We start from the raw sequence: 25654 nt of genomic DNA, 5'->3' as shown, positions 1-25654 counted from the left end.
GTCATATACTTAAATTAATCACTAATTGTGAATAATTTCACAAACTATTATTAGGAGGAGTCATCAATGAAAATCGCAGTCATCGGAAGTACTCACGCTGGAACAGCAGCTGTAACGAATATGGCCAATATGTATCCTGAAGCAGACATTACAGTCTATGAGAAAAACGATAATGTGTCCTTTCTTTCATGTGGTTTAGCATTATATGTAGGTGGGGTCGTTGAAGATCCGCAGGGACTTTTCTACAGCTCACCTGAACAGTTGAAAAGTCTTGGTGTTACGATGAAAATGCAGCATGCCGTGCAGAAAATTGATACTGCCCGTAAGCAGATCAAAGCATTGAACCTTGTAACTGGTGAAGAAGTGAATGACAGCTATGACAAGCTTGTGATGTCTACAGGCTCATGGCCAATCGTTCCGCCAATTGATGGCATTAAGCTCGATAACATTCTATTAGCAAAGAACTTTAAGCAGGCGAATACAATTATCGAAAAATCACGCGACGTAAAACATGTAACAGTCGTTGGTGCAGGTTATATCGGTGTTGAGCTTGTAGAAGCATTTCAGCAGGCTGGTAAAAATGTAACGCTGATCGATGGTGTAGATCGCATTCTGAATAAATATCTTGATCAGGAATTTACAGACCAGGTAGAACAGGCATTCATTGACCGCGGCGTAGAGCTTCGTCTTGATGAAACCGTGACACGTTTTGAAGGTGAAACATCTGTTGAAGCAGTCGTAACAAATGCGGGTCGCGTTGAGACTGACCTTGTCATTATGTGCGTCGGCTTCCGTCCAAACACAGAGCTTTTAAAAGGAAAAGTAGAAATGCTGCCAAACGGGGCAATTACAGTGGATGATTATATGCGCACAAGCGATCCCGATATTCTGGCTGCAGGGGACTGTTGTGCAGTGAAGTATAACCCTACTGGAAAAGCTGCTTATATCCCGCTCGCAACAAACGCAGTCAGAATGGGCACGCTCGTTGCACGCAACTTAATTGATCCAGTCATGAAAAACGTTGGTACACAGGGAACTTCAGGGCTCCACATCTATGACCTGAATATGGCATCAACCGGCTTAACTGAAACTAGTGCACAAGCTGCGGATGTTCATGTGAAAAGTATCACAATCAATGAAAAGCACCGACCTGAATTCATGCCGACCGCTGAAGATGTGATGTTAAAAGTCAGCTACCTGCCTGACAGCCGCAAAATCATCGGCGCACAGGTACTTTCAAAAGCAGATGTCACACAATCAATCAATACACTCAGCGTCTGTATCCAAACAGGCATGACAATTGATGAGCTCGGTTTTGTCGACTTCTTCTTCCAGCCGCACTTCAACCAGCCATGGAACTTCCTGAACAAAGCAGGGCTTGCTGCAGGTGAGTCACGTAAAGCAGAGCTTGTGTGACGCAGTGATGGCTTAATACTGTAAAAAGCGCACTTTTAGACAAGTGCGCTTTTTGTTAGGTTAGTTTTTAAAACATGTGCAGCCCGCTCCCGGAGGACTGTCGTATCATTATCATTGGATCACCGCACCGCCTGCAAAAATCGAATCATCTACTCGACAGCATCAGTCAGAGTACGCGGTGAGCCGGTTACTGAAAAGAAGCTAGAACAGTTATGTCCCAGCTTCTTTTATATTACTTTTCAACCAGCAATAAAACGTCCCTCATCAGTTCTTCCCTGTTCACTCTATCCTGATAAGTTGCCATTGCGTAAGTGCCGCGTATCTGATGACGGTCGTCTACCAGATAGAGTGTCGTGCTGTGTGCAATCGTCTGATCAGCCAGCTTCACTCGCTGCATCTGAAACTGCTTAGCGATCTCAAGCGTCTCCTCTTCTGTCCCCCTCAGCCAGCGCCAGCTCAACACATCGGCATCAAAAGAACCTGCATACCGCTCAATCCGTTTACTCGTATCTGCCTCAGGGTCCAGTGTAATAGAAATGAATTCTACTTTATCTTCAAACACACCCTCTGCCTCCAGCTCGCCATATACCTCTTTTAAATCACGCATCGTGAATGGACAGACATCAGGGCAGGCAGTATAAAAAAATGCGACAACTTTTATCCGGTCGTTATCTGAAGTATAACGTTCCCCAGTTAAAGCGGAAGTCAGCTGAAACGGCTCAATCGTTTTAAGGACTGGGAGTGAGGTCTGCAAATACCAGACACCCCACACACCACCAACCAACAGGATGATAAAAAGTCCCGTATTCAACGCTTTCACTTTGGATCAGCTTTTTTCATTTCAAGAGGTGGTAAATGTTTCTGCATCCGCTTATAAACTCTCAAAATCCCCCACATACCGAGCTCTATATCCCAGCGGATATTTCCGGAACGATAGAGATAGTCGCCTGATAATCCGTACCAGCCACCGGCACCATAGTGAAGCTTCAAGTCTGCTGTATGACCTGTAATGATTGGCCCGTCAAATGATTTCACCTCTGACGTCAGGTCCATTGCGTCAGCGTTCCAGTAGTGTCCGTGCAAACGGAAAGTGTGGGCCCGCCTGCGTTCTGATGGATTAACAAGCCTGATGGTGACAGGATCACCCGGATACGCTTCAAACACCGGAGTAGATGGGTCACCATGGGCTTTTGAGCTGAACAGCCAGGCAGTTTCTTCATGCCTCTCAAGTCTTCTGATCAACCGCTCCGTCCGGTAATTAAAGCCCCTAGATCCCTGGTCATACGTATCAAACAAATCCTCTTCTTCAGTCTCACCCAGAATACCGTCAGCCGGGTCTATGATCAGATTTCCTTTTTTGTCTTCCAGCCTCACACCGTCATGCATCACGAGGACATACTCTCTCGTCTCTGGTAAAAACGGATGTTTTAACACAATGGAAGATGCTTTGTTTTCTTCGGTCAGATAAACGGGATCAAGCATTTCTGACCCTCTGGGCTCTGCGATTAAAATGCCAAACGTGCCGAGTGACCGGTGATTTCTGATATCTGTCATATCCCACAGTCCACTCGCACCAAAGGCGTGATCGATATACCAGCGATACGCGATCGTTTCACCAGGACCTGCTGACTGGTCAAAGTTAAAACCTGCAGTCTCACCTGATGACGTTTTTACATCAGCCAGCACCAGCTGTGGATGAAGCGAAATTCTTAAGGATGGCGGGTAAAAAGCCTGCTCTTTCACTTCCGGATAAGGCCACACCCCATCTTCAAACGGAAAGTGACCAGGTGTGAGTGCGTTCGTTAAATGAATTTCCACTTCTTCTCCTGCATTTACGCGAAGAATAAGCGGTTCCGGTGCTTTTAGACCGTTTAAAATAGCGTCTATATCCTCTTTATGTGCGAAAACGATGCCGTAAGGATCGTGCTCACCATATTTACTGTAGTTTAATGGCACATGGAAAGCAGTGATATCAAAACGTCTCAACGGTGCTTCCGCAGATGCAGGACGATCGATTTCCGCTGCTTTAACAGGTGGAATTCCATCAGGTTCAGGTAACAGCAAAGGTACAGGGTGACGCTGCTTTTGATCAGTTAACTGAATCAGCCCTTCAACCGGTTCATCGAATGCGCGAATCAGTCCCCACAGCCCATTCCATAAATCTTCTTCAGTCGCAAATGTCCATAAATAATCTCCTGCATGCGTAGCGAGGGTCTCAAGTGTAAATGATTCTGAGATACCAATATGCTTTTGCGATTCAAATCTTGTCTCCACATCAGGACGCTCTGCTTTCCAGCGCATCCCATGAACGTGAAAGCTGTGCGACTCTTCCTGCGCACCCTGGATCAGTCTGATTCTGAGCGGATCACCTTTGTAACATTTAAAAACAGGAGTGATTGGATCTCCATTGACATATGAGCTGAAGGAATACGCAGGGTCACCTGGTCCTTTCAAACGAAACTGCAGCGGTTCGCATTTATAATTGACTCCAAATACACCTGGATCATCCTGCGAGCCCGGATAATCAGGTGGCTGAATTGGCTTGCCATCACGATTATATAAAAGGGTGAAGTCCTGTACGAATAGAGAAAGATCCCGGTAATCTGGAATCAGCGGGTGAACCGCCGTTATCTCAGTTCCTTCTACTACAGGCTCTCCGGTTTTGGAATCAAGAAACGTTGTAAAGCGCGGATGGATGACGCCCGATCCGAACACACCGTGCTGTTGATAATGGGCAGCAAACAAATGGTCATGATAAAACCATGCTTTCAACTCCACATCCGCATAATATTCGTAATGGATTGTCTGCCCTGTCAGCACACTTGAATCATAATTCCAGCCTACGTTTGCCCCGTCATTGACAAGACCATCGAACTTCATAAAGTGGATATGAAAACCCGCTTCATACGTCCGTGTAAACATCTGAAACACATCTCCACCAGCAATTTCAGGGAGAAGGTTTGTAAAAGCAATTCTTACACAGGTGCCTGCAGGCGTATGAATGACAAGCGGTTCAGGTTCTTTTTCACCACTTAGAACAGCTTCCAGGTCTTCATCAAGGACAAAAATTCTCCCCTTCGGATCATGCCAGCCCTGTCTGTTATAAATGATCGGCAGCTCAATCGCAGAAACCCTGTATTCGACAATCGGTGCTTCCGGATTGAACCCGCATGGATCCGCAAAGACGGCACCAGGTCGCGGATTCTCAATGGCTGCATTCTTTTCGAGCTGGGTCAGTCCTCTTCCTCCTTCAATTCCAAGTGGTGGACGGGGTGCTTTGAAGCCCGGCTTACCTGGAATAAAGTTTGGAAATCCCGGCTTATCCTTAGTCGGTTTTGGAGGTTTCGGCCGGTCAGGAAGCGGCTGCAGCGCTTTAATCCGCGTCCCGTCCGGATAGTACTGAGTCCCGTCCTGAAGCGTATCAAATATCCGGTTCATCCCCCACATACCCGCTTCAAAATGAGGATACAGGTGACAGTGAACAATCGCATCTCCAATGGACCCCTGCATGCTTCCTAGCCCGTAAAGCGGTTCAATATCGTACCAGGATTGCGGGCTGATACTCTGTGCGTCAATAATTTCAGCATCTGCATTGGAGGGATCTTTCAGCCATTGATGGACGTGATAGTGAAATACATGCGTTTCTTTCACTCCGCTGTGCACAAGACGGACAACTGCCGGATCACCTTTATACCCTCTTAAAATTGGCGTTGCCGGGTCACCGAACACCCATGAATCATGGTGAACCTCTTCCCCGTCACACTCCGGACATACTACGCCTTCATCAACGAGCTTCTTGCGATTGCCAAGCGGCTCATAGCGGTAATTCACCGCATGAGTGGACTCGCTTTGTTCATTGGTCATCAAATTGATTGGTTTATTTCCTGTTAAATCATCAGTTTCCATTTCATCATGAAACAGCCACGCATACTCACGAAATGAAGGCAGAAACGGATGATGAATGTCTGCAAACGGGCCGCTTGTAATGGGTCCCCCTGTCTCTGGATGTGTCCACCACGAACCCCTCTTCTGCACAAAAAGGGCACCAAATAACCCATTTCCATTCGATCCTTTTTCAGTGCTCGAAGGGTTTCCCAGGTCTGAAAATGGATAAGTACCCGGGCGATTCACCTTGAAATGGTACGTCGTTTTTTTACCTTTTTTGACAAGTGAGGAATGATTGAACCCCACTTCTGCACCATCTGAATCCATGACATCATAATCTGCTTCCTCCATATGAATACCGGCTGGAAAAGGCAGCTTATTTTCAAACAGAATCTCAATGTCATCACCGGCATTTGCTCTGATGATTAGCGGCTGAACAAGCTCTACAGGTGTGAACGGATTTTTCTTCACAAGTCGTTTTACTTTTCTCTCATTTTCTTTTAATACATACATCATGCCATTTGGATTGTGATCCCCGAATTGATTCAATACAATTCTGATTGGAATGGCTACAATGTGAAAGAAGCGCTTCACCCGTCACCACCCGTTTCCTTTAAGTCGGGAATCGCCGGCCAACCGTCTCTTTCAATATAAAAAACTTCAATATCATGAATATGAAGATGCCATTCACGATTTTCAAGCTCTGCTACATTCGTCGTTTCCACACTCAAAATCACATAATCATCCATTACCTTAATAATTCTGCCAATAAAAAAGTATGGAAATGATGAGGTCATAGCAAGCATTTTTGCACCAGCATGTTCTGAAACAAATTGAATCAGTCCCTCTTCATGTCTTTCATTAGACGATAAAGCTTTCACTGCTGAATCCTCCTTTTACGTAAGTGGAAATACTTTATCCGGGGCAAAATGACGTGTAAAGTGAGCGATATTTTCCAGTGGAATATTGAGCGGTACAGGAAATTGAAAGAATGGTGCTGTGACCATTTTAATCGTGACCGGATCAAGTGTCAGGTGCCCTTCCCCGACTTCACGCAATGTCCCGGCAAAGATTGGCCTGAATGTCTGACCGAATAAATTAAGCTGATCTGATCTTGTCACGACAAGAATAGATTCACCGATCAGCATTCCGAGCTCTTCTGCCCATTTTTCATTTGATAATGCCATATGATTCTCCCTTTCTTTTATTGACCGTTCATTTTATTCACTAAGTCAGCATCAGTTCTATTTGAAAAACATCAGCTAAAAAGAAACTTCTTTATTATTTTAATTTCGTGGTAATTAATTACTTTTTCTTCTTTTTTTACTGTTAATACTAAGCGTTCTTCTTCTGATCTGACCAGTTTACCCGAGTAAATCAGACCGTTTTGCATCTCCACTTTAAATCTGTTGCCTTTCCATCGCTGGAGACTTGTTTTCAACGTTTCCCGGAAGAATAAGCCCTTCAGTTTAGATCGCTTTGATACGGTCGCACCAAAATCCCTCAACAGCTTTCTCCTCAGGTCATTATCGAAAAAGACGTATTGGTGAGTACTTGCGAATTCAGGAGATCCATAAGGTACCTTCACCTCTGAAATCCCGCTGTAAGGAATCCAGGCCTTTGTGAAATAGCTTGTCAAAATCACATGGTCTCTGCCGATATCCTGCACTCTGCCTTTACCGGTTTGATCATTTTTGTAGATCACTTCTACAGCCTGATTCCGCTTTTCATTTAAAAAAGCCTGAAGCAATAAAATTTTTCCTTTTTCAGCATTGTATTTTAGCTGCAAAAACACATTAGCTAATGCCAGATAGCGCTTTTGAAGCAGAATTTCTTCTGAAGTCCCGTTCCCCGGGGGCGAAGGATAGGATTCTTTTTTTTTTGAAGGGGCTGCTGCGATCCAGTTCTCAACATCCAGATCTGAATACACTGTGATCCTCCTTTCTATACAATTTACTATTATTTTATGCACAGTCAGGATCATTGGAGTGGGTATCACGAGTAAACGGAGCAGGCCATACAATAAAAGATGCTTTCGAAGGGGGCACATGCTGATGGTATTCATGCTTTATCTGCATATTGTGATTACCGCAGTCTGTTTAAAACGGTTTTTTACGTTGCGGGACCAAACAGGTTTTCATCTTGGCATGAACATTGCCATGATGACAGGGGCTTTTACGGGGCTGCTGACAGGCATCATCCTGATCGATTATTTTCCGTTTTACTTTGTATTTATTACGATGATTTCTGCTGTTGCGGGAGCTGTCACAGGGGTTGTTACAGGACTTTTTTATGATAGTCAGACGGCACTGACCGGTCTGGCGAATGGTTTTATGATGGGGTTAATGGGGCCAATGATTGGGGCTGCTGCAGGGTTTTCAATGCTGACAGTCATACTGGAGATTGCATTTATTTTTATGGCCTTCCTGGCTTTAACGGCTGTGCCGAAATCTTAAAGGATGTGAACTTTGTGCCTGAAATCATCTTTCTGTCTGCGATTTTACTCTTGGTCTTTCATACTGTTCTATTATTTAAAAAGAGATTCACCTTAACAGAACGCTATGCAAATACCGTCATTGCAGCCATTGCGGGAGGAGCAGGTTTAACCTTGTCACTATCAGGCGCGCTCATTTTTAAAGAAGAGCTGCTGTGGATCGTTTTTGGGATCTCAACGCTGTCAGGGTATGTGTGTGGCACGTTATCCGGGCACACTTCTGCCTCAGTTTCAGGCGCAATGAATGGAAGTCTAGGGAGTGCAATGGGAGTGATGCTTGGAGAAGTCCTCTTAAACCCTGCGCTGTGCGGCCTCCCTATACAGGAGTGGCAATTCGTGATGCCTGTATTTTCAATGATTTATTTCGTGATCACGAGCCTGCTGGTCTTCATGACGTACCGTTTGCCTTAGTACGCCATCCCTTCATCATCTATAAATATGGTTTCCACCACCGTGCGCTGGAACTTCTGACCTGAAGGCGTTGTCCCTTCCACCTCTACTGTCATATGATAGGTTCCCTCTTCTGAAGGAAGATTCACAGCTTTTCCACTCTGTTTAAAATTGCGCTGCTGCCCCTGACGCTGGTCTTCTCTTCCATCGCCAGGTGTAAAACTGATTTCCGTGGACATATCAATGTCGGCATGTCGTTTGGCTTTTGATCTGACCTCAAAATTTGTGTTGAGCATCCAATTCTTTTTATTGTCGACATCCTCAAGTACGAGCTGTTCATTTAACGATGAATCAAACGTCACCATCAGTGCATAGGCAGATTCTTCGTCCGTAACGGTTTCCGCAGTCCATTTCCCTGCTGCAGGTTCACTGATGTCGATCGTGTGGTGATACGCCCCTTCAAAAAACAACGTGTGATCTTCTACTGCTGTTACCCGATATTCCCGGTCAGATCCGTCCGGAGATTTTATCGTCACCCTATCATGCGGCGTTGCGCTCATCCAGTTGATCACAAGGTGCTCCGCTTCCCGTTCCACATAGAAGCTCTCTGATGCTTTACCTTTTTGCTTTCCGCCTCTAACAAGTGAATCAAGCGGTTTACTTTTAACTCTCCGCGGTTCCATTACGCCAGAGGAAACAGCAGCTTTCTGTGTTGTTAAATAAGGCTGGAAAATAGAAAATGTATTGTAGCCCTTATTGATTTCACTGTGATTCCAGTCCCCAATGGCAAGGGTTGTGCTGTATGGCAGCTGTGAGCTTGCGACTGAAACGACACCATCATTCGGTCCTGAAATAAAGTTGCTGCCAAACCAGTAACTGCTTGAAATCGGAGCGTTACGCGTTCCTGAAAGCGTAAAATAACGGTTTTGCGAAGCTTCATAACGATTGTCTGTGATAGAGCGGAAGTAATTCATCACCCCTGTCTGAAGACTTTTTGTACCTTCACTATTTCTTCCGATCAAACCGGTCAGCCATCCGAGTGACATACTATTCGCAAGATCAGCAAGCTCACTTCCATAATGAGGAGAACTGAGCGTAATGACGTTGGAGACCAGAGGATATTTGTTTTCATGAATGAGCGCGACCTGTGTATCAACGCCTCCTTTACTAAAAGCCACAATGACGAGCTTTTTACCGCCAAAATGAGCAGAAATCTCTTCAAGCTGTTCTGCAAGCATGGCACCATTCTCCCAATAACTCTTCGGGGTACCTCCAGAATCATTCAACTCTACAAAAGCTGTCTGGTAACCAGCCTGTAAAGCACGGTCATACATATCGTTTCCCACGTACCATACAGTCGAATTGTTTGTCAGTCCCTGCACAAAAACAATTGCCGGCTTATCAGGATCTATGTAAGATGGGTGCTTCCCAATGCTGATCGTTCCGGGAACAAGCGATTGTCCAGGCGTTTTAAACTGTACGGCAAATCCGTCATAAGGCATGAAAAGAAGCAGTACAACAATAAAAATCATGGATAGTGTATACCTCATCGAACTCTCTCCTTTACAAGGTTCACCTGAAAACCCCGAAACCTGGCCACTTTAGAAATCCTGTATGGTCAAATCGTTTCCTGTTGATAGTGTGTGTTCGCGTAACAGGAGTCATACATTGAACAAAACGGCCGCGGAAGTCAGGTTGTCGCAATGAGTTTCGGATTCTTAGCAATCTGTGCGATTCCGGTAGCGATACATCTGGGAACTTGTAGCAATCACAGGCCTGAGCGGTAGCAATCACAGGCCTGAGCGGTAGCAATCAGGCATTTCTGATGTCCTGTCCAACAGCAAAGTTACTGCACCACATCCTCTTGATGCGCTCAAGAAACTAAAAGACAATTTCCCAACTGCATAAAAAAAGCCGGGCATCTCAGGCGATGTCCGGCTTTCATTAAGCTATTCTTTTTCGATTTTCTTCGTACTTCTAACCGTATCAATCGGGCGAACCATTTTCTCGATTTCTTCTCGTTTCGGCTCAAGAAATGGCGGCAGTGACAGCTTTTCACCCAGCGTCTCATATGGTTCATCTCCCATAAAGCCGGGGCCGTCCGTCGCGAATTCAAACAAAATCTGTGGCGCAACTCTTGAATAAAGTGACTTGAAGAAGAAACGGTCAACAAACCCGGAAGTCGGGATACCGAAGCTCTTCATACGCTCATCCCACTGATCAAGCATTTCGCGGTCTTCAAGTCTGAATGCTGCGTGGTGAACGGTTCCAAAGCCCTGCTGAGCCTGTGGCAAAAATGTGTTGTGTTCCACAATCACGCTCGCACCGTTACCACCTTCACCCACTTCAAATAAGTGAAATGATTTTTCCTGCGCAGTTTCTTTGAAAAGCAGCACTTTTTCAAGCATTTCTTTAAAATAATCGAAACGGTCAATGCGGACAAATAACGGTCCAAGACCAGTGATTGCATATTCAAGCGGAACAGGACCATTTTGCCACGGTGTACCTGGTTCTACACCCTGATTATTTTCGTCTGAAATCAGCTGATACTGCTGATCATCAAAATCCACAAAAGAAATCGTCTTTTTGCCAAACTGCTCCTGAATCCCTTTATGCTTGATGTTCAGACGGTCAAACCGCTTTTCCCAGTACTCAATCGCGGCATCGTCCGGAACACGGAATGAAGTTTTAGAAATCTCATTCGTGCCATGGCTCCCTTTTGGAATACCCGGAAAATCGAAAAACGTCATATCAGTACCCGGACTGCCGGTGTCATCCGCGAAAAACAGATGATAGGTCTGAATATCATCCTGATTCACTGTCTTTTTCACAAGCCTCATGCCAAGTACATAAGTAAAAAATTCATAGTTCTTTTCTGCACTGCTTGTGATCGCAGTAACGTGATGGATCCCTTTTAACTCTTTAATAGACAATGTATTGAACCTCCTCTGGTGCATTTTTCATATTCATAGCATCTAACGATTTACAGGCGAATGCAAGAATTATGATTGGTCAGGTGTTTACAATTTAATTTATTCTAAAAGTGCTTCATAATAATATGTACATACTTATAAGGAAAGCTTTGTTAAATATCATTGTTTTTTATGCACTGATGTTGACTGGAGTGTAAGGCGGTGACTCCTGCGGCAGGAAGGGACAGTTGAGACGATCACGGCGAAGCACAGCCGCGGAAAGCATCCGCCTGAAACGCAAATCAACAGCCAACTTTAACATAGCCTTAAAGAAAGGAGTGGGACTGATATGAGTATCCCAAAAGTGGATTTTTACTTCGGCGCGCTGTTGTCGCAGCTGGTTAACCGGGGGTTTTCACCAGTTATAAAAGAAGGCGGGCAAGACCGGAGAATCTACGCGCTTAAAAACGATGTCGACAGCTATCTTATTTATGCAAAATACTCTTTTACACCTCGCCCTAAAAAGGAAGCACGTATCTGGACCTTCTCCTTTTACGATACGGAAATGGAAAAGACGCTCAATAGCCCAAATCACAATCGTTACCTGTTTGCATTCATTTGCGGTGAAGAAGATCTTCAGAACACTGAAATTATGATCCTGACTGAAAGCGAAGTATCAGAATGTATTAAGACCTCAGAAACGGGACGAAAATGGCTGACAATTGAAATGACTGATCGTAAAAGAACGTTGACTGTACGGGGCAGCGCGCATACCAAGCCAGGCCATTCCCTGAAAATCACGCGCAGCACAGACCAGCGCCTTGAAGAACTGACAACCATGCTGTTTTAAAAGGAGAGGTGAACATGAACGTCAATCTGCCATCCAACTTGAGCAGACCCGCTCAGCGCGCATTCGCAACGGAAGGAATCAGGACAATGACTGACATCCGCAAGTATACTGAAAAAGAGCTTCTTGCACTGCATGGCGTTGGTCCGAAAACGATCCGTCAGCTGAAAGAAATCGGTGGAAACGGTGTGTTTAAAAACAGTTAAAGGAGATGCCTCATATGATGACCATCATTCTGATCCTTTTTGTGTTTTTTGTTACGTTCTGCATTAGTGCACTGATGAATATATTGAATCACACCACACAGGGCCGCCACTGGTTTTATTCAGTTGTGTTAAGCCTAGTCATCGCCATTATTGGCGTGTTGATTTTTGAACCCAGATGATTTCTCATGAGTCATGTTAAATGTATACGCGCTATGTGATAAAAATACTTATATCTGATGCTCAGCATTGAGCGTAGTGGAAGGCGGCGACTCCTGCGCCCGGCCGCGGAAAGCATCCGCCTGAAGCAGAAACCAACAGCCAACTCAACAGAGTTTTTTTAATAAAATTCAAAATAATGGTTATAACTAGATTAATAGAGTGTTGCACATTCCATTCTCTGGTGATATAGTTGTCGTGCATACAAAAACTACATACCGTTATCTGCACTAGGGGTGCGATTTAGCTGAGATGTGAGCCATGGCTCCGATCCCTTATGACTCGATCAGGATAATACCTGCGTGAGGAAGTGTAGTGACTTCTCTTTTATACTAGGAGCAGTGGCTACATCTTTCGCGGATGTGGTCTTTTTTGTGCAAAAACTGCTCTGGGAGGAATTACAAATGGAATGTGGAACAAGCAAAATTGTGGGGTGCCGTTTTTCACTGCACCCAATGACTGGAGATTTTATTTCGGTGATTAAAGGCGCGTTGGAGGCAACGGATCTGACAGGCGTCTGGAAGCATACAGATGACGTATCAACTGTCATTAGGGGTCAGGAACAGCACGTGTTTAACGTGATCAAGGCAATTACACTGCATGCTGCAAAAACAGGTGAACACGTTGCAATCAATGCAACTTTTTCAGCCGGATGTCCCGGTGACACTGCAGGGGATTCTTATATGGAAGTGGCGCCTGAAGTGCATAATCATGATGAGACAAAACAATACGTTTCTTCACAGTTCGCCTTGTACCCGATGAATAATCCGGATTACATGAGCGTCATCTACCGTGAAGTGGACCGTGCGAAAGAGCGCGGTGTATTCAATGATTCAATGCATTATGCGAGCGGGATTCACGGAGATATTCATGACGTGTTTGGCTTTTATGAAGAAACGTTTGGCAAGGCCCGCAATGACGAGCACCGTCACTTAGTGATGACGATGTCGATGAGCATCAACAGTCCATCTCATAAAGGTAATCATCATGCTTAAAAGCTGGAAGTTGAAAGAAGTTGTCTTAATGTCACTTTTCGCTGTAGTGTTTGGCATCATTTATTTGCTGTTTTTGCATGTCGGAAATATCTGGGCATCGCTCATTGGACCGATTGCCTATGAATGGATATTCGGCATCTGGTTTATCGTGTCAATCATCGTTATGGCGATACTTAGAAAACCGGGCGCTGCAGTGATTCCTGAAACGATGGCGGCTGCGATTGAAGTGATGCTGGGAAATGCAGTCGGCCCCCGCCTGATTTTAGCCGGTGTCATTCAGGGTCTGGGTGCTGAAGCTGTGTTTGCAGCGACAAGATATCGTCATTTTAACGTGGGAATCTATATGTTGGCTGGCGCTGGCGCTGCAGTGTTCAGCTTTGTCTATGGCTACTTGTTAGGCGGTTTCGCCGCGCTCAGTACTGAGTATGTGCTGCTCATGTTCGTGATCCGCGTGATGAGTGGCGCGATCATTGCAGGTATCGGTGGGAAGTATCTTGTTGATGCCCTTCTTGCAACCGGTTCACTGAGAGGCTACGCGATTACAAAGCGTGATGCGCATGCATAATGTCATTTCTTTAGAAAAAGTTTCGTTCAGATTCCCTGAAGATGAACTGCCAGTTTTTGAAAAAGTTGATTTGAACGTCTCAGCAGGCGAGCGGATCGTGATCACCGGTCCGAGCGGCTGCGGGAAATCATCACTGCTCTATTTGTTAAACAGGCTGTATCCTGAAAACTGTGACGGGATCGTTTCGGGTAAGGTTGAGCTGTTTAAAAAAGCGGCCGCTGAATACGCACCGGGCGAAATCAATCAGCGAATTGCGACTGTGTTTCAGGACCCTGACAGCCAGTTTTGCATGCAGACTGTAGAGGAAGAACTGGCGTTTACACTTGAAAACGTCAAAGTTCCTGTCGGAAAAATCGATGAGCGCATCACGAGGGTCCTTCAGGAAACAGGACTGGAAGACTTCAGACATTCAGTGATACAGACACTCTCTGGCGGTCAAAAACAGCGTGTGGCCACTGCATGTGCATGGGTTCTTGAGCCTGAGGTGCTGTTGCTTGATGAACCGCTCACCCATTTAGACCCTGTCACAGCAAAAGAATTCGTGGCATGGCTACGCGAATTGCATCAAACCCGGGATTTGACTGTGATTGCAATCGATCATCAGGTTGAACTATGGGACGGATTTTTCGATCGGGAATGGCAGATGGCTCCTGCAAAAGTAAGCAGCCGTATTGTAAAACGCGAGCCGGTTCACGCCGGGAAAATTGCGCTGTCTGCTAAAGCTTTAGCTGTTTCGCCCATTCTGTCACCTATTTCGTTTTCACTTCATCAGGGTGAAATCGCTGTGCTGGCAGGTCCAAACGGCAGCGGGAAATCTACATTATTAAAAGCATTATGCGGACTGAAGTCTACTGGTGGGAGCGTTGAACCGAAACGGATCGGCTATGTTCCCCAGTCTCCTGAGTTTTTATTTTTAACGAAGAGTGTACGCGATGAGCTCGCTTTTGGCGGTGGAGATCAGGTAGACGAGATGATTGAACGCTTATATTTAAAACCTGTGAGTGAAGCACACCCCTTCGCCGTCAGCCACGGGCAAAAAAGACGGGTGGCAATCGGGGCCATGTTGTGTGACGGACGTCCGGTAATTGTCATGGATGAACCGACTGCCGGTCAGGATGCAGCTGCTTTGACTGAGCTGGAAAACCTGATTAAAGCTCGGGCAAACGAAGGTGTGACATTTTTAATTGTGACTCATGATATGAATTTCGCACACCGGACTGCTGAGACACTATTGCTACTAAAAAATGGGCAGTTAAGCGGTCAATTCAAACCATCAGCAGTCTGGCAAAATGCACAGCTGTTGAATGCTCACCGGTTATGTGCACCGTCAGGAGGTGTACGCTTTGCTTCACCGCATGAATCCTTCGGTTAAATTCGTATTCATCACCGTGTCGATGATTGCGATGGCATTCTTTTTTAACCCATGGACACCACTCGTATTTTTTACAGGCGTGATTTTCATGCAGATTGCTTTTGCAAAAATTGCTTGGAAAACGTGGAGCCTGATGATGCTGCCGTTTTTACTCGGAGCAATCGGCTATTTCTGGACCACGCTCGTTTTCGGCAATGAAGACAGCACGATCGGCACCGCGCTGTCTCTCAGCTTCCGGGTACTCGCTTTTTCCAGCCTATCGCTGCTGTTCGTTTTCACGACAAAACCGGTCGATTTCATTATGAGCCTGATGCAGCAGCTGAAGCTCTCACCCAAAATAGCCTACAGCATTCTCGTGGGCTATCAGTTTCTTCCAGTGTTAAAAGACGAGTTCTTTCAAATTCAGCAGGCTCAGCAACTGCGTGGCGTTGAAGTGCCTAAACCTCCCGTTAAAAGAGTGCTGGCAATGCGGCACGTCTTAATTCCAATGCTCGCAGGTGCGGTGCGAAAAGCTGAGCGGACCGCTTTCGCCATGGAAGCACGCGGCTTTACAGGTGAGGGTAAACGGGATTTCTACCGGAAAATCTCTGTTAGTCGCGCTGATGCGGCGGGTGCTGTTTTGTTTTTGATACTGCTTATAGGCAGTATGGCAGCAGGCTTTTTATCATGAACAGCTGGTCCCGGCCAGCTGTTTTTTGACGAGCAGGATCTGGTGGATGGATGAGAACTGCGTAATGGCGTCTGGGTCTAATGACACTTTTCTATGAACCATCGCGTTTTTTCTTGGAACGTCCAGGATTTTTCTGAGAATACTATACGTTGTTCTCAGAACATCCCCACTTATTCAGTGAACATGACCGTCTATTCTACCAACCCCCGACATCTGCCTTCCTACAAATTCTTTACACCTCCCCAAAATAAGAATAGAATTTAATTATTGTGCAAAATTTTAACGAAAAGAGGAACATTAAAATGAAAAAATTTACGTTATCAGCCGCTGCGCTTTCAACTGCGCTAGTACTCGCTGCATGTGGGAATGCTGAAGAAAACGAGGACGCAGACCAACCAGAATCTGATGAAGAGACATTTACAATCGGTGTCATTCCAGCCCAGACGGAAGGTGAAATGGAAGGCGCAATGGATAAGCTACAGGGCGTGCTTACAGAAGCACTTGGCCGTGAAACTGAAATTGATGTTTATCCTGATTATAACGGTGTCGTTGAAGCCATGAATTTTGACCAGATTGACATGGCATATCTCGGGCCGCTTACCTATGTCATTGCGCAGGAAAGAAGTGACGCCAAGGCGATTATTACCCAGTTGGTAAATGGTGAACCGTTTTATCATTCATATATCATTACACACAATGATGAGCAGTTTGAGTCAATCGAAGACCTTTTGAGCGATCCATCTGAAATTGACTTCGCTTTTGGCGATCCGAACTCTACATCAGGTTCTCTTATCCCTACAATTGAACTTCAGGACCGCGGTGTATACGAATCAGAAGACAATTATGAATTTAACTCTGTCAGGTTTACCGGCTCTCACGACGCGACAGCGCTTGCTGTGCAAAATGGACAGGTTGATGCTGGTGCAATTGACAGTGCGATTTACAACCAGCTGATTGAGTCCGGCAAGATTGATGATAGTCAGCTTAAAGTAATCTGGACTTCAGATCCGCTTTTCCAATACCCTTGGGCAGTGACTGCAGGAACTGATGATGAAACGATTGCCAATTTAAAAGAAGCATTTCTTGCAATTGAAGATACTGAAATTCTGGACGCGTTCGGAGCATCCGGGTTTACGGAAGCGACACCGGAGGACTATAACAGCATTTTAGAAGCCGCAGAAAAACAAGGCATTTTATCTGATGAATAGAGATGATTTCTTTGTGGTTTAAGAAAAAGCACCTTGTCATTGCCGTTATTTTAGCCGCTTTTATTTTTGTCAGTATGCGGGCAACAGAGTTCGACCTTTCAAAGTTTCGCGACTTCGGCAATATGATTGAATTTTTGGGACAATGGTTTCCAATGGATACCTCAAAGCTGCCGCTGATGCTTGAGGATGCGGGAGAAACGCTTGCCATGGCGTTTCTCGGAAGCTTTCTGGCATTGATTATTGCTCTTCCCGTCAGCTTTTTAGCCGCAAAAAATACAGCACCTATAGGCTTTTTCTATCTATTAAGAACAGGACTGAGCTTTATACGCTCAGTCCCTGAAATCGTCATCGGACTGATTTTACTGACTATGCTTGGACTAGGTCCGTTTCCAGCCGTCATCGCCATTATGATTCATAATATTGGTGTGCTTGGAAAACTGATTTCAGAACTGATTGAAGCTGCTGACCCAGGACCTCAGGAAGCGATGCGCGCAGTTGGTGCCAAGCGCTGGATCGCACATCTGTTCAGTATTTTGCCGCAGATCTGGCCGAATGTACTGTCACACTTTTTCTACCGGTTCGAAGTGGCAATCCGGACCTCTCTCATACTTGGATTCATTGGCGGGGGCGGTATTGGCCAGCGATTGTTCAATGATTTTAAAACGTTTCAGTACAGTGCAGTTGCACTTGATGTACTGATTATTATGGTGATGGTCATCGTGATCGATTTCCTTACAAGCTATATTAGAAACCGTGTGATTTAAGGGGGACTGAAGATGATTGAATTAAATAATGTTTCAGTAACCTATCCTGAATCTGACTCAAAAGCGCTTCACGCACTCAACCTGACATTTAATAAAGGGGAGTTTGTCTGCGTGCTTGGTAAAAGTGGTGCTGGAAAATCAACATTTATCCGCTGTTTGAACGGATTGCAGGTGCCTACTGAAGGAGAAGTAAAAGTGGAGAAACAGACACTTACTTCTATGAGTGAACCCGAACTTCGTCAGATCCGCCAGCACACTGGTATGATTTTTCAACATTTTAACCTGATACCGCGGTTGTCTGTAATGCAGAACGTGCTGACAGGCTTATTCGGCAGACGCTCTTCTTTTAGAAATCTGACCGGTCTTTTTACGAATGAAGAAAAAAGTGCTGCTTCTGCTGCGATTAAAAATGTTGGGTTAACGGGGTTTGAAAACCGTCGTGTCGAACTGCTTTCGGGAGGTCAAAAGCAGCGCGTCGGCATTGCAAGGGCACTGGTGCAACAGCCTTCAGTCCTGCTTGGTGATGAACCGGTTGCCTCTCTGGATCCCGGAACAGCTAACCAGATTTTCACACTGATTCGCAATATGCATGATAACCTTGGACTGCTGACGATTATCAACGTGCATGACCTTCAGCTTGCTAAAAAGTATGCAGATCGCGTGATCGCGCTAAAAGACGGGGAAGTCATCTTTGACGGCTTCCCTGATTCGTTTGGGGAGCAGGCGTATAGTGAAACGTATGGAGATCAATGAAAAAAGGACTGCCGGGTGCTGTGAAGCCTTCCTAAGCAGTCTTTTTTCGTTTCAAATGAACCCTCTTGGCCCTCATATCACATTTAAGGGCTCGGGTTGAATTGCATATTTCCTTTGACGGTGGAGATACCACTGGTAACAGATCAGAACAATCAATGCCACATCGATGAGATCTCCGCCATAATACATCAGCTCAGCACCGCTTTCCCCCGCTGCCCGGCTGACTCCTTCAGGCGGAGTGGCATAAATCATTTTTGAAAGGATCTTGTGACCTGCCAACGCAAGAACCAGCACCGTTGCACGATGGTAAAATGAATAGCGGCGCACGGTAAAATCCATTTCCAATATGACATGCGTAAACAAGTATCCTGCGAGAAAAACGTGCAGGTGGACGAGGATAAAAATGACCAGTGATGAATGCATCTGGTTAAACAAACCTGTCATGTAAAGCAGAAATAATCCACCAATATTTAATATTGCTCCGGTTGCCGGGATATGAAGCACATGAAGATAACGGCTGTTCTTCATAAAAGCAGATAATTTTCTGGCTTTCAGAACAGGAAGCGTTTTTAATATTAATTCAATCGGCTTCGAAAGCACGAACAATAAAGGCGCGAGCATACCCAGAAACAAGTGCACAACCATATGTAAAGTAAAGTCCCCGTGAGCACTCCCGGCTAACGGTCCTGCCAGACTGACCACAGCAAGTAAGACACCGGCACCCCACAGCAACAGTCGGTATACAGGCCAGTGCGTGTGTTTTCGGTACGCAGCAAAATAAGTGATCAGTAATGTCAAACCAATCAATATAACGGTGACTTCAAAACCTGTTCCCGGGAGAGAAACCTCATGATGCATATGATCCACCTATCACGCCTCCCTATTGAAAGGGGTTCTCTTCACAATTACTGCACCCACAATAATCAGGGCAAGCGCAAAGAGATTCCAGGCAATATCGTACGGCAAGATGTCTACACCATAGCGAATCTGATGAATTTGCAGCAGCTTATGACTGATAATTCCGTCAAACAGCTGAAACCCTCCGGCACCAAGACACACACTGCCGATCCACCTCTTCCATCTCGTGGCAGATTTCTTTCTTAAATCCGCAAACATAAACAATCCGAAAACCGCTGCAAAAAAACCAAAAGACGTTAACAGACCGTCTGCTATAATGCCGACGCTGGTAGTGGACTGATCATATAAATGGTGCCACTGCAGCAGCTGGTGAAATATCACTTCATCTATGACAACCATCAGCCCGATTCCAAACAGGATACCGGACCATACATGCTGTTTTTGATCACTCATCCTCTTCACCTCTTTCATGCGTTGTTTTTACAGTACCCGATCGCGTATCTGCAAAACCAGATTTATCATCATTTACCATTTAGCGAAAAAACTTCAGCCGAATGGATGATTGGTTTTCAGGGGTGAAATATGGTTCAGTAATAGGTGAAGGAGTGATTCAAATGACTGAAGAAAATCGCTTTAAAAGAGATATAAAAGATCATTGGAGAGTTTCTTATAATCAAAATGGATACCCTCATGTACAGCAGGGCTGGATTCTTCCACCCGAGCGTATGAAAGAGTTCGATCCATTTATACTGATGGCCGATGACTGGTTTAAGCGCGGTACATTTTCAGACCACCCGCACCGCGGATTCCAGACCATTACGTATGTAGTGGATGGACGACTGGAGCATATTGATAATCACGGTGGGCACTCTGTGCTTGATGCGGGAGACGTTCAGTATATGAACGCCGGCTGGGCTGCCCGTCACGGTGAGGAAGCGGTTGATGATGATCTGATTCACACGTTCCAGCTATGGCTCAATCTTCCTCATGCATTACGCACGACTACGACCTCCTATCAGAATGTATATATAGAAGACGCACCTGTTACTGAAGTTGAAGGTGGCAGTGTACGAGTTTACTCAGGGGAAGTTGCCGGTGTGAAAGGCCCAATGGAGAGCCTCGTACCGATTACGATGACAGAAATCCGCCTGAAGGAAGGTGCGGAATACAAGCATATCATTCCTGAAAATCATAACGGATTCTTTTATGTGACTGCGGGCGAAATTGAAGCAGGAGAATCGGCTGTTTCGCTAGCGAAAACGGATGTCGGCTTGCTGACTTATAAAGAGGACGGAACTGACGCTGAAAGTGAATTAACAATCCGTGCAAAAACACGCGCACGTCTGTTGCTGTATTCAGGCGTACCTATTAAAGAAGAATACGTTGCCCACGGGCCATTTGTAATGAGCAACGCGGAAGAGATTCGTGAAGCCATGCGCGACTTTCAGGCCGGGAAGTTTGGAAAGCCGGCTGTTAAATAACCTTACTATAAACGTAGCACCCTCTTATCAATGAGGGTGCTTTCTTTAGGTCTGAAAGATTGATAAGTTATAGTCAAAGGACATCTAATAGAAAGGGTCAGATATGGATATTGTATTATTTGTTTTCATTATTTTATTTGCTTCAATCCTGCAGACAAGCACCGGATTCGGATTTTCTATTATGGCCACACCATTTCTGCTCCTGCTGTTTAACCCGATAGAAGCAATTCGGATTAACTTAATTTTATCGATTGTGATTTCCCTTGCGATGATCAGAGCGGTGCATAGAGACATTGACCACAACTTACTAAAACGTTTTTCTCTTGGAAGTATAGCCGGACTTCCTATAGGGATACTGGTGCTCCTTTTTATCGATATGGATAGCCTCAAAATCGGTATAGGACTGCTTGTACTCTCCCTGACTTTCATGTTAGTAATCCGTCTAAGAATTACCCGGACAGCTAAAAGAGATATTACAGCCGGTGGCATGTCCGGTGCGCTCACAAGTAGTATCGGCATGCCTGGACCGCCACTTTTACTCTATTTATCAGGAACAGACACGGATAAAGCGAAACTCCGTAGTACCACACTCGCTTTTTATCTCTTAATCTATAGCATCAGTCTTGCTGTCCAAATTGCAACTGTCGGCACAACAACTGAAACATGGATTCTCAGCCTTTACGGACTACCACTTGTTTTTGCAGGACTGTGGGCCGGACAAAAGCTATACCATATCATTAATCAGCAGCAGTTTCGCTTTGTCACGTATATCATCTTAGTTTTCACAGGACTATATTTACTGTTCGGAAATATATAAAAAGCTCAGCCATCCGACTGAGCTTCACATTCGCAGAAACAATATCTTTTTAAAAATTCCTATACCCTTTTAAGGGAAACACGTTGATAAACTATTGTTTTTCTTTCCACATTTGCATGGGATTTTCCTGACCGGATTCTAAGTTTAGCCGAGTCATACTAAGCGTGCGATCCTGATTAGGCTTCTTCAAATCTTCGTAGACCTCAGCAGATTTACCAAGACCAGCATCTATCGCATCTTCAAGTGAAGCACAATAATAGACTTCCTTCATGCCTGCGAAAGCCATCGCTGTAAAACACATTGGGCAAGGCTCTCCGCTCGCGTACATTGTATATTCCGCAAGGTCATGAGATTGAATTTCCTCCTGAAGGCGGCGTATCGCCAGCAATTCTGCGTGACCGCTCACATCGAAGTGAATATGTAACTCATTCACACCTTCCGCTACAATCTGATCATCCTTCACAATCACTGCCCCAAAAGGATGTCCTCCTTCCCGGACATTATCAGCTGCAAGCTCTACTGCTCTTTTCATGAATTTACTCATTCTTCGACGCCTCCTCTTAATCTATTCTTTCTCCAGTATAGAGGACTTCCCGGAAAATATGGAGCGTATACTCTTTCAAAAACTTTCACTGTCATAATTGTGTCACTTGCTCTCAAGAAGCATCGCTTGTTACACTTAACGGAAAGTTTTAGGAAGAAGGTGTCACGTGTGATCCAAGCTTTAATCATTTTTGTTGCACAGTTAATTTTTGTCCCTGTTCTGACCCTTCGTACAATCATGATGGTAAAAGGAATGAAAGGTAAAGCTTCAGCTCTTGGTACGCTGGAAGGTTTCATTTACGTCATTGCCCTTGGAATTGTTTTTAGCGATCTATCAAACTATTTGAATATGGTTGCCTATGCACTTGGTTTCGGTCTCGGGGTTTATCTTGGCCAGCTTCTTGAGCAGCGTCTGGCAATCGGTTTCGTCTCAATAGAAGTAAATATCACGACTAAAAATGAAGAATTGATCCAGAACCTACGTAACGAAGGATTCAGTGTTTCAACCTCTGAAGTGGAGGGAATGAATGAAGCGCGCCGCTACCGCCTTGACTGCACAGCACGACGGGATCGCGAGCGGGAATTTATTCAAATTGTCAGCCTCCATGAACCAAATGCCTTTATCGTTTCGTATGAACCGCGTAACTTTAAAGGTGGATACATCACAAAAGCCATGAAGCGAAACCGCAAACGGGCTTTACAGAAAAAAGAGGCACTGAAGGGTTCTTAAGACCGGCCGGGGATCGCTCCCCGCCGGTTTTTTTGTAATAAATCCTTTATAGTTTTCTCTCAAACATCACCATATCAAATGCGCGAATACCATTCTCGTAAACTGGTGGTTCATAGTCTGCAAAGAAGTCTTTTTTAATAGACATCATCCGAAAACCTGCTTTTTGATAAAACACCAGATTTTCAATGCTCGAATTAGCCGTTCCCACGACCATACTCGTAAAACCTTTTTCTGCATTCATCTGAACAACTTCCTCTATCACTGCTTTGCCAATGCCTTTCCCGCGAAAATCTGCAGCTACTGCGATATTTTTCAATTCCACTGTACTTTTACTAAGCAGAATCAACAGCACTACGCCAACAATCATTCCCTGAGTATGTACTGCATAAAGATCACCGTCTTCTAAATAGGAGAGTACGGCATTTTTGCTGTCGTCTGCTAAAAGCAGCCAATCTATATAATCATTCCGCTGTTCAAACGGTACAGTTTTTAAATGCATGCTCGTCTTTCCTCCCGAAATATAAATAAAACCCCCTGATCCTAAGACCAGGGGGTTCCTCAAATTTGCGGCGCCGGACCACGCTCCACAACGTGATAACATCCGAACGACTTATGCAAAGCAACTCATCGCAACGTTTACTTTACGTGATCCAAGTTGCAGTGTCAATCTATTTTTCCTTCTTCACGCAGAACCTGCTCAAACAAATCAACAACTGTTTCGTCATATAAGTCACCCTTATGCGCCTTAATTTCCTCAAGCGCACTCTGAGGTGTCCACGCTTTCCGGTAAACTCTGTCTTCCGTCAGCGCATCAAACGTATCACTGACCGCAATGATTTTCGCCTCGATCAGAATCTCGTCACCTTTAAGCCCATCCGGATATCCGGAGCCATTGATCCGTTCATGATGCTGGTGAATGATAGGTGCCAAGTCTTTATAATAAGTCTGCTCAACCATCTCAGCCCCATCAACAGGGTGTCTTTTCATAATTTCATATTCTTCGTCAGTTAATTTTCCTGGTTTATTCAGGATTTCTTCAGGAACGTTGATTTTTCCAATATCGTGTAAAAAAGCTGCCCGTGTTAGCATTTTTAAATGGTCAGTGTTCAATTTCAGTTTCCTTGCGATGCCTACTGAATATTCTGCCACTCTCTGACTATGTTTAGCAGTATAGCGATCCTTAGCCTCAACGGTGTCCGTTACATTTCTTAATGAGTTTAACTTCTCACTGATATGAAAAAATGATTCTTCATTCGAAATTATTAGTAACGTTACTTCCTCGAGGGTTTTAAAATGTATTGCTTCCTCAAGACCCTGGGAACAAATATAATCACCGGATCCAACTTCAATTTTTTCCCCATCGTAATCTTCACATCTGATTTTACCAGATAAAATATAATAAAACTCCATCACGCCTGGATGAGCACTCGGATAAATATAAAACATTTTATCTTTATCAATAAACTGATGCATAATCTCCATCCCTGAACTATTAACAAGTAAATCGATTTTCGTAATGTCATTATTCACCTGTTCAAGAGAATGGCCTGCCTTGTTGATGCTAAATCCCTTCATGATGGAACCTAACCTCCTTACATTTAAATAGAACGAGTTCCGATGAACTCGTTCTATTTATATAATATTATTTAACGCCGCCAACAATCTCAATCGGATCAATCCACTCTCTCGTATCACCGAAGCGCACATGTACCCAACTGCATTCTGCAAGCAGTCCAAGCTCAGCTGCTTCCTGGATTCCCTGATCAGTAAGCGCTAATGTTACTTCATATACATATTGAATGATCGCGTCACGTTCAGCTTCATAAGTATTAGTTAATGAGAAATATGTTTGAATACGGTCATAAGCTGCTTGAGCTTCGTCAGATTTCCCCTGAAGAACTGCCTGACCATTCCCGTCGTCTTTCCCTGCATTTTCAGCAAAACGCTCTGCCTGCTGTTTCAATTCCTCTGCATTTGATAATAATGCTGCGTGTGCTGCCTCTAGTTCCGCTTCTTTATCAGCTAGTGCAGCATTTAATGCTTCATCTTCCTGTCCAGATGGTTCAAGTGCAACCAAAATTGCAGTCTTTTCCTGCTTTAACTTTAAAATATGTGAAACTTCTTCAATCTTGTTAATTTCATTAAAATATTTTTCTTTCAAAGCATCAGTTTCAGCTACCCCATGATCAATTTCAGAATAAATCTCCTCATTCGCCTGATCAACTTTATCTACTGCTTCAGAAATCGATGAATCTCCTGACGCAAAAGCGGGTGTTGCCATACTTAATAGTAAAACAAGTGAAAACAACATCGTCGTTAATTTTTTCATCCCGTAACATCTCCCGTCCTAATAGTCGCAAAGCACCTACTCTAATCTTTTTTCGAAATAATATCTTCTCCGATAGTATTTCTTCTATATCCCCTCTCTATTATACAAGCGCTCAATTCATAACGCTATTATTTTTAAAATATTTCGATTATTATTGTATAAATATACACCGAACATACATTTGAAAAAAAAAAGCCCCCTAA

The 25654-nt window shown here is 44.6% G+C and carries 29 protein-coding genes and 1 riboswitch; of the genes, 16 read left to right on the top strand and 13 right to left on the bottom strand.

What is annotated here, in order from left to right; translation table 11 throughout:
- Positions 1 to 66: 66 nt before the first annotated feature.
- Positions 67 to 1416 (top strand): FAD-dependent oxidoreductase, encoded by a 1350-nt coding sequence (locus E2626_RS08600; RefSeq protein ID WP_134381336.1) that lies wholly within the window; start codon positions 67 to 69, stop codon positions 1414 to 1416.
- Positions 1417 to 1648: 232 nt separating this feature from the next.
- Here the strand turns inward: E2626_RS08600 and E2626_RS08595 are convergent, their stop codons facing one another.
- The 5 genes from E2626_RS08595 to E2626_RS08575 form a co-directional block, all read right to left on the bottom strand.
- Positions 1649 to 2227: an SCO family protein gene (locus E2626_RS08595; protein ID WP_166786777.1), complete on the bottom strand. Its 579-nt coding sequence runs from the start codon at positions 2225 to 2227 to the stop codon at positions 1649 to 1651.
- 5 nt (positions 2228 to 2232) lie between these two features.
- On the bottom strand, positions 2233 to 5895 hold the full coding sequence (locus tag E2626_RS08590; protein WP_134381334.1) for a multicopper oxidase domain-containing protein: 3663 nt from the start codon (positions 5893 to 5895) through the stop codon (positions 2233 to 2235).
- The gene (locus E2626_RS08585; RefSeq protein WP_134381333.1) at positions 5892 to 6182 is read right to left on the bottom strand and encodes a hypothetical protein; all 291 of its coding nucleotides are present in this window, start codon (positions 6180 to 6182) and stop codon (positions 5892 to 5894) included. Before E2626_RS08585 ends, E2626_RS08590 begins: the two co-directional genes overlap by 4 nt.
- 15 nt (positions 6183 to 6197) lie before the next feature.
- Positions 6198 to 6488, bottom strand: a complete 291-nt coding sequence (locus tag E2626_RS08580; protein WP_134381332.1) for a hypothetical protein — start codon at positions 6486 to 6488, stop codon at positions 6198 to 6200.
- Between the two features lie 71 nt (positions 6489 to 6559).
- Positions 6560 to 7231, bottom strand: a complete 672-nt coding sequence (locus E2626_RS08575; protein ID WP_134381331.1) for a hypothetical protein — start codon at positions 7229 to 7231, stop codon at positions 6560 to 6562.
- A gap of 118 nt (positions 7232 to 7349) precedes the next feature.
- Between E2626_RS08575 and E2626_RS08570 the strand changes: the two genes are divergently transcribed.
- Entirely contained in the window at positions 7350 to 7757 is a 408-nt protein-coding gene (locus E2626_RS08570) for a hypothetical protein (protein WP_166786776.1), read from the top strand.
- Between the two features lie 14 nt (positions 7758 to 7771).
- Entirely contained in the window at positions 7772 to 8206 is a 435-nt protein-coding gene (locus tag E2626_RS08565; RefSeq protein ID WP_134381329.1) for a hypothetical protein, read from the top strand.
- On the opposite strand, the gene E2626_RS08560 is transcribed toward E2626_RS08565, so the two are convergent.
- Positions 8203 to 9735 carry an esterase/lipase family protein gene (locus E2626_RS08560; RefSeq protein WP_134381328.1) on the bottom strand — a complete coding sequence of 511 codons (1533 nt, stop codon included), beginning with the start codon at positions 9733 to 9735 and terminating at the stop codon, positions 8203 to 8205. The genes E2626_RS08565 and E2626_RS08560 overlap by 4 nt on opposite strands.
- Positions 9736 to 10134: 399 nt before the next feature.
- Positions 10135 to 11112, bottom strand: coding sequence for a ring-cleaving dioxygenase (locus E2626_RS08555; protein ID WP_134381502.1), 978 nt, complete (start codon positions 11110 to 11112; stop codon positions 10135 to 10137).
- 334 nt (positions 11113 to 11446) lie between these two features.
- On the opposite strand from E2626_RS08555, the gene E2626_RS08550 reads away from it, so the two are divergent.
- The 10 genes from E2626_RS08550 to phnC all read left to right on the top strand — a co-directional run bounded on the left by E2626_RS08550 (position 11447) and on the right by phnC (position 18693).
- Positions 11447 to 11947, top strand: a complete 501-nt coding sequence (locus E2626_RS08550) for a hypothetical protein (protein ID WP_134381327.1) — start codon at positions 11447 to 11449, stop codon at positions 11945 to 11947.
- A 14-nt stretch (positions 11948 to 11961) separates the two neighbouring features.
- Positions 11962 to 12150: a helix-hairpin-helix domain-containing protein gene (locus E2626_RS08545; protein WP_134381326.1), complete on the top strand. Its 189-nt coding sequence runs from the start codon at positions 11962 to 11964 to the stop codon at positions 12148 to 12150.
- A gap of 14 nt (positions 12151 to 12164) precedes the next feature.
- Positions 12165 to 12329: a hypothetical protein gene (locus E2626_RS17195; RefSeq protein ID WP_166786775.1), complete on the top strand. Its 165-nt coding sequence runs from the start codon at positions 12165 to 12167 to the stop codon at positions 12327 to 12329.
- A gap of 259 nt (positions 12330 to 12588) precedes the next feature.
- Positions 12589 to 12692: riboswitch (TPP riboswitch) on the top strand.
- A gap of 78 nt (positions 12693 to 12770) precedes the next feature.
- Positions 12771 to 13361 carry a YkoF family thiamine/hydroxymethylpyrimidine-binding protein gene (locus E2626_RS08540; protein WP_134381325.1) on the top strand — a complete coding sequence of 197 codons (591 nt, stop codon included), beginning with the start codon at positions 12771 to 12773 and terminating at the stop codon, positions 13359 to 13361.
- A complete protein-coding gene (locus E2626_RS08535) occupies positions 13354 to 13926 on the top strand; it encodes an ECF transporter S component (protein ID WP_134381324.1) in 573 nt (190 codons plus the stop codon). The genes E2626_RS08540 and E2626_RS08535 overlap by 8 nt, the downstream gene beginning before the upstream one ends.
- On the top strand, positions 13919 to 15298 hold the full coding sequence (locus E2626_RS08530) for an ABC transporter ATP-binding protein (protein ID WP_134381500.1): 1380 nt from the start codon (positions 13919 to 13921) through the stop codon (positions 15296 to 15298). Before E2626_RS08535 ends, E2626_RS08530 begins: the two co-directional genes overlap by 8 nt.
- Entirely contained in the window at positions 15261 to 15968 is a 708-nt protein-coding gene (locus E2626_RS08525; RefSeq protein WP_134381501.1) for an energy-coupling factor transporter transmembrane component T family protein, read from the top strand. Before E2626_RS08530 ends, E2626_RS08525 begins: the two co-directional genes overlap by 38 nt.
- Before the next feature lie 302 nt (positions 15969 to 16270).
- Positions 16271 to 17176, top strand: coding sequence for a phosphate/phosphite/phosphonate ABC transporter substrate-binding protein (phnD, locus tag E2626_RS08520; protein ID WP_134381323.1), 906 nt, complete (start codon positions 16271 to 16273; stop codon positions 17174 to 17176).
- 11 nt (positions 17177 to 17187) lie between these two features.
- A complete protein-coding gene (gene phnE / locus E2626_RS08515) occupies positions 17188 to 17940 on the top strand; it encodes a phosphonate ABC transporter, permease protein PhnE (protein WP_244094281.1) in 753 nt (250 codons plus the stop codon).
- A 12-nt stretch (positions 17941 to 17952) separates the two neighbouring features.
- Positions 17953 to 18693 carry a phosphonate ABC transporter ATP-binding protein gene (gene phnC, locus E2626_RS08510; RefSeq protein ID WP_134381321.1) on the top strand — a complete coding sequence of 247 codons (741 nt, stop codon included), beginning with the start codon at positions 17953 to 17955 and terminating at the stop codon, positions 18691 to 18693.
- Between the two features lie 72 nt (positions 18694 to 18765).
- On the opposite strand, the gene E2626_RS08505 is transcribed toward phnC, so the two are convergent.
- Both E2626_RS08505 and E2626_RS08500 read right to left on the bottom strand, forming a co-directional pair.
- Entirely contained in the window at positions 18766 to 19551 is a 786-nt protein-coding gene (locus tag E2626_RS08505; protein ID WP_134381499.1) for a cytochrome c oxidase assembly protein, read from the bottom strand.
- Between the two features lie 12 nt (positions 19552 to 19563).
- Positions 19564 to 20004, bottom strand: a complete 441-nt coding sequence (locus tag E2626_RS08500) for a DUF2243 domain-containing protein (RefSeq protein WP_244094280.1) — start codon at positions 20002 to 20004, stop codon at positions 19564 to 19566.
- Positions 20005 to 20165: 161 nt separating this feature from the next.
- Between E2626_RS08500 and E2626_RS08495 the strand changes: the two genes are divergently transcribed.
- Together E2626_RS08495 and E2626_RS08490 are read left to right on the top strand one after the other, a co-directional pair.
- Positions 20166 to 21032, top strand: coding sequence for a pirin family protein (locus tag E2626_RS08495; protein ID WP_134381498.1), 867 nt, complete (start codon positions 20166 to 20168; stop codon positions 21030 to 21032).
- Between the two features lie 103 nt (positions 21033 to 21135).
- Positions 21136 to 21849 carry a sulfite exporter TauE/SafE family protein gene (locus tag E2626_RS08490; RefSeq protein WP_134381319.1) on the top strand — a complete coding sequence of 238 codons (714 nt, stop codon included), beginning with the start codon at positions 21136 to 21138 and terminating at the stop codon, positions 21847 to 21849.
- A gap of 91 nt (positions 21850 to 21940) precedes the next feature.
- Here the strand turns inward: E2626_RS08490 and E2626_RS08485 are convergent, their stop codons facing one another.
- Complete coding sequence (locus E2626_RS08485; protein ID WP_134381318.1) at positions 21941 to 22393, bottom strand: nucleoside deaminase; 453 nt, start codon at positions 22391 to 22393, stop codon at positions 21941 to 21943.
- Between the two features lie 168 nt (positions 22394 to 22561).
- On the opposite strand from E2626_RS08485, the gene E2626_RS08480 reads away from it, so the two are divergent.
- On the top strand, positions 22562 to 23122 hold the full coding sequence (locus tag E2626_RS08480; RefSeq protein ID WP_134381317.1) for a DUF2179 domain-containing protein: 561 nt from the start codon (positions 22562 to 22564) through the stop codon (positions 23120 to 23122).
- 46 nt (positions 23123 to 23168) lie between these two features.
- Here the strand turns inward: E2626_RS08480 and E2626_RS08475 are convergent, their stop codons facing one another.
- The 3 genes from E2626_RS08475 to E2626_RS08465 all read right to left on the bottom strand — a co-directional run bounded on the left by E2626_RS08475 (position 23169) and on the right by E2626_RS08465 (position 25451).
- Complete coding sequence (locus tag E2626_RS08475) at positions 23169 to 23621, bottom strand: GNAT family N-acetyltransferase (RefSeq protein WP_134381316.1); 453 nt, start codon at positions 23619 to 23621, stop codon at positions 23169 to 23171.
- Positions 23622 to 23785: 164 nt separating this feature from the next.
- Positions 23786 to 24697, bottom strand: coding sequence for an HD domain-containing phosphohydrolase (locus tag E2626_RS08470; RefSeq protein ID WP_134381315.1), 912 nt, complete (start codon positions 24695 to 24697; stop codon positions 23786 to 23788).
- 67 nt (positions 24698 to 24764) lie between these two features.
- Positions 24765 to 25451, bottom strand: coding sequence for a hypothetical protein (locus E2626_RS08465; RefSeq protein ID WP_134381314.1), 687 nt, complete (start codon positions 25449 to 25451; stop codon positions 24765 to 24767).
- Positions 25452 to 25654: the final 203 nt, after the last annotated feature.

This window comes from Jeotgalibacillus salarius (assembly GCF_004405125.1).
GTDB classification, from domain to species: Bacteria; Bacillota; Bacilli; order Bacillales; family Jeotgalibacillaceae; genus Jeotgalibacillus; species Jeotgalibacillus salarius.
This window is presented reverse-complemented; position numbering and strand designations above follow the sequence as displayed.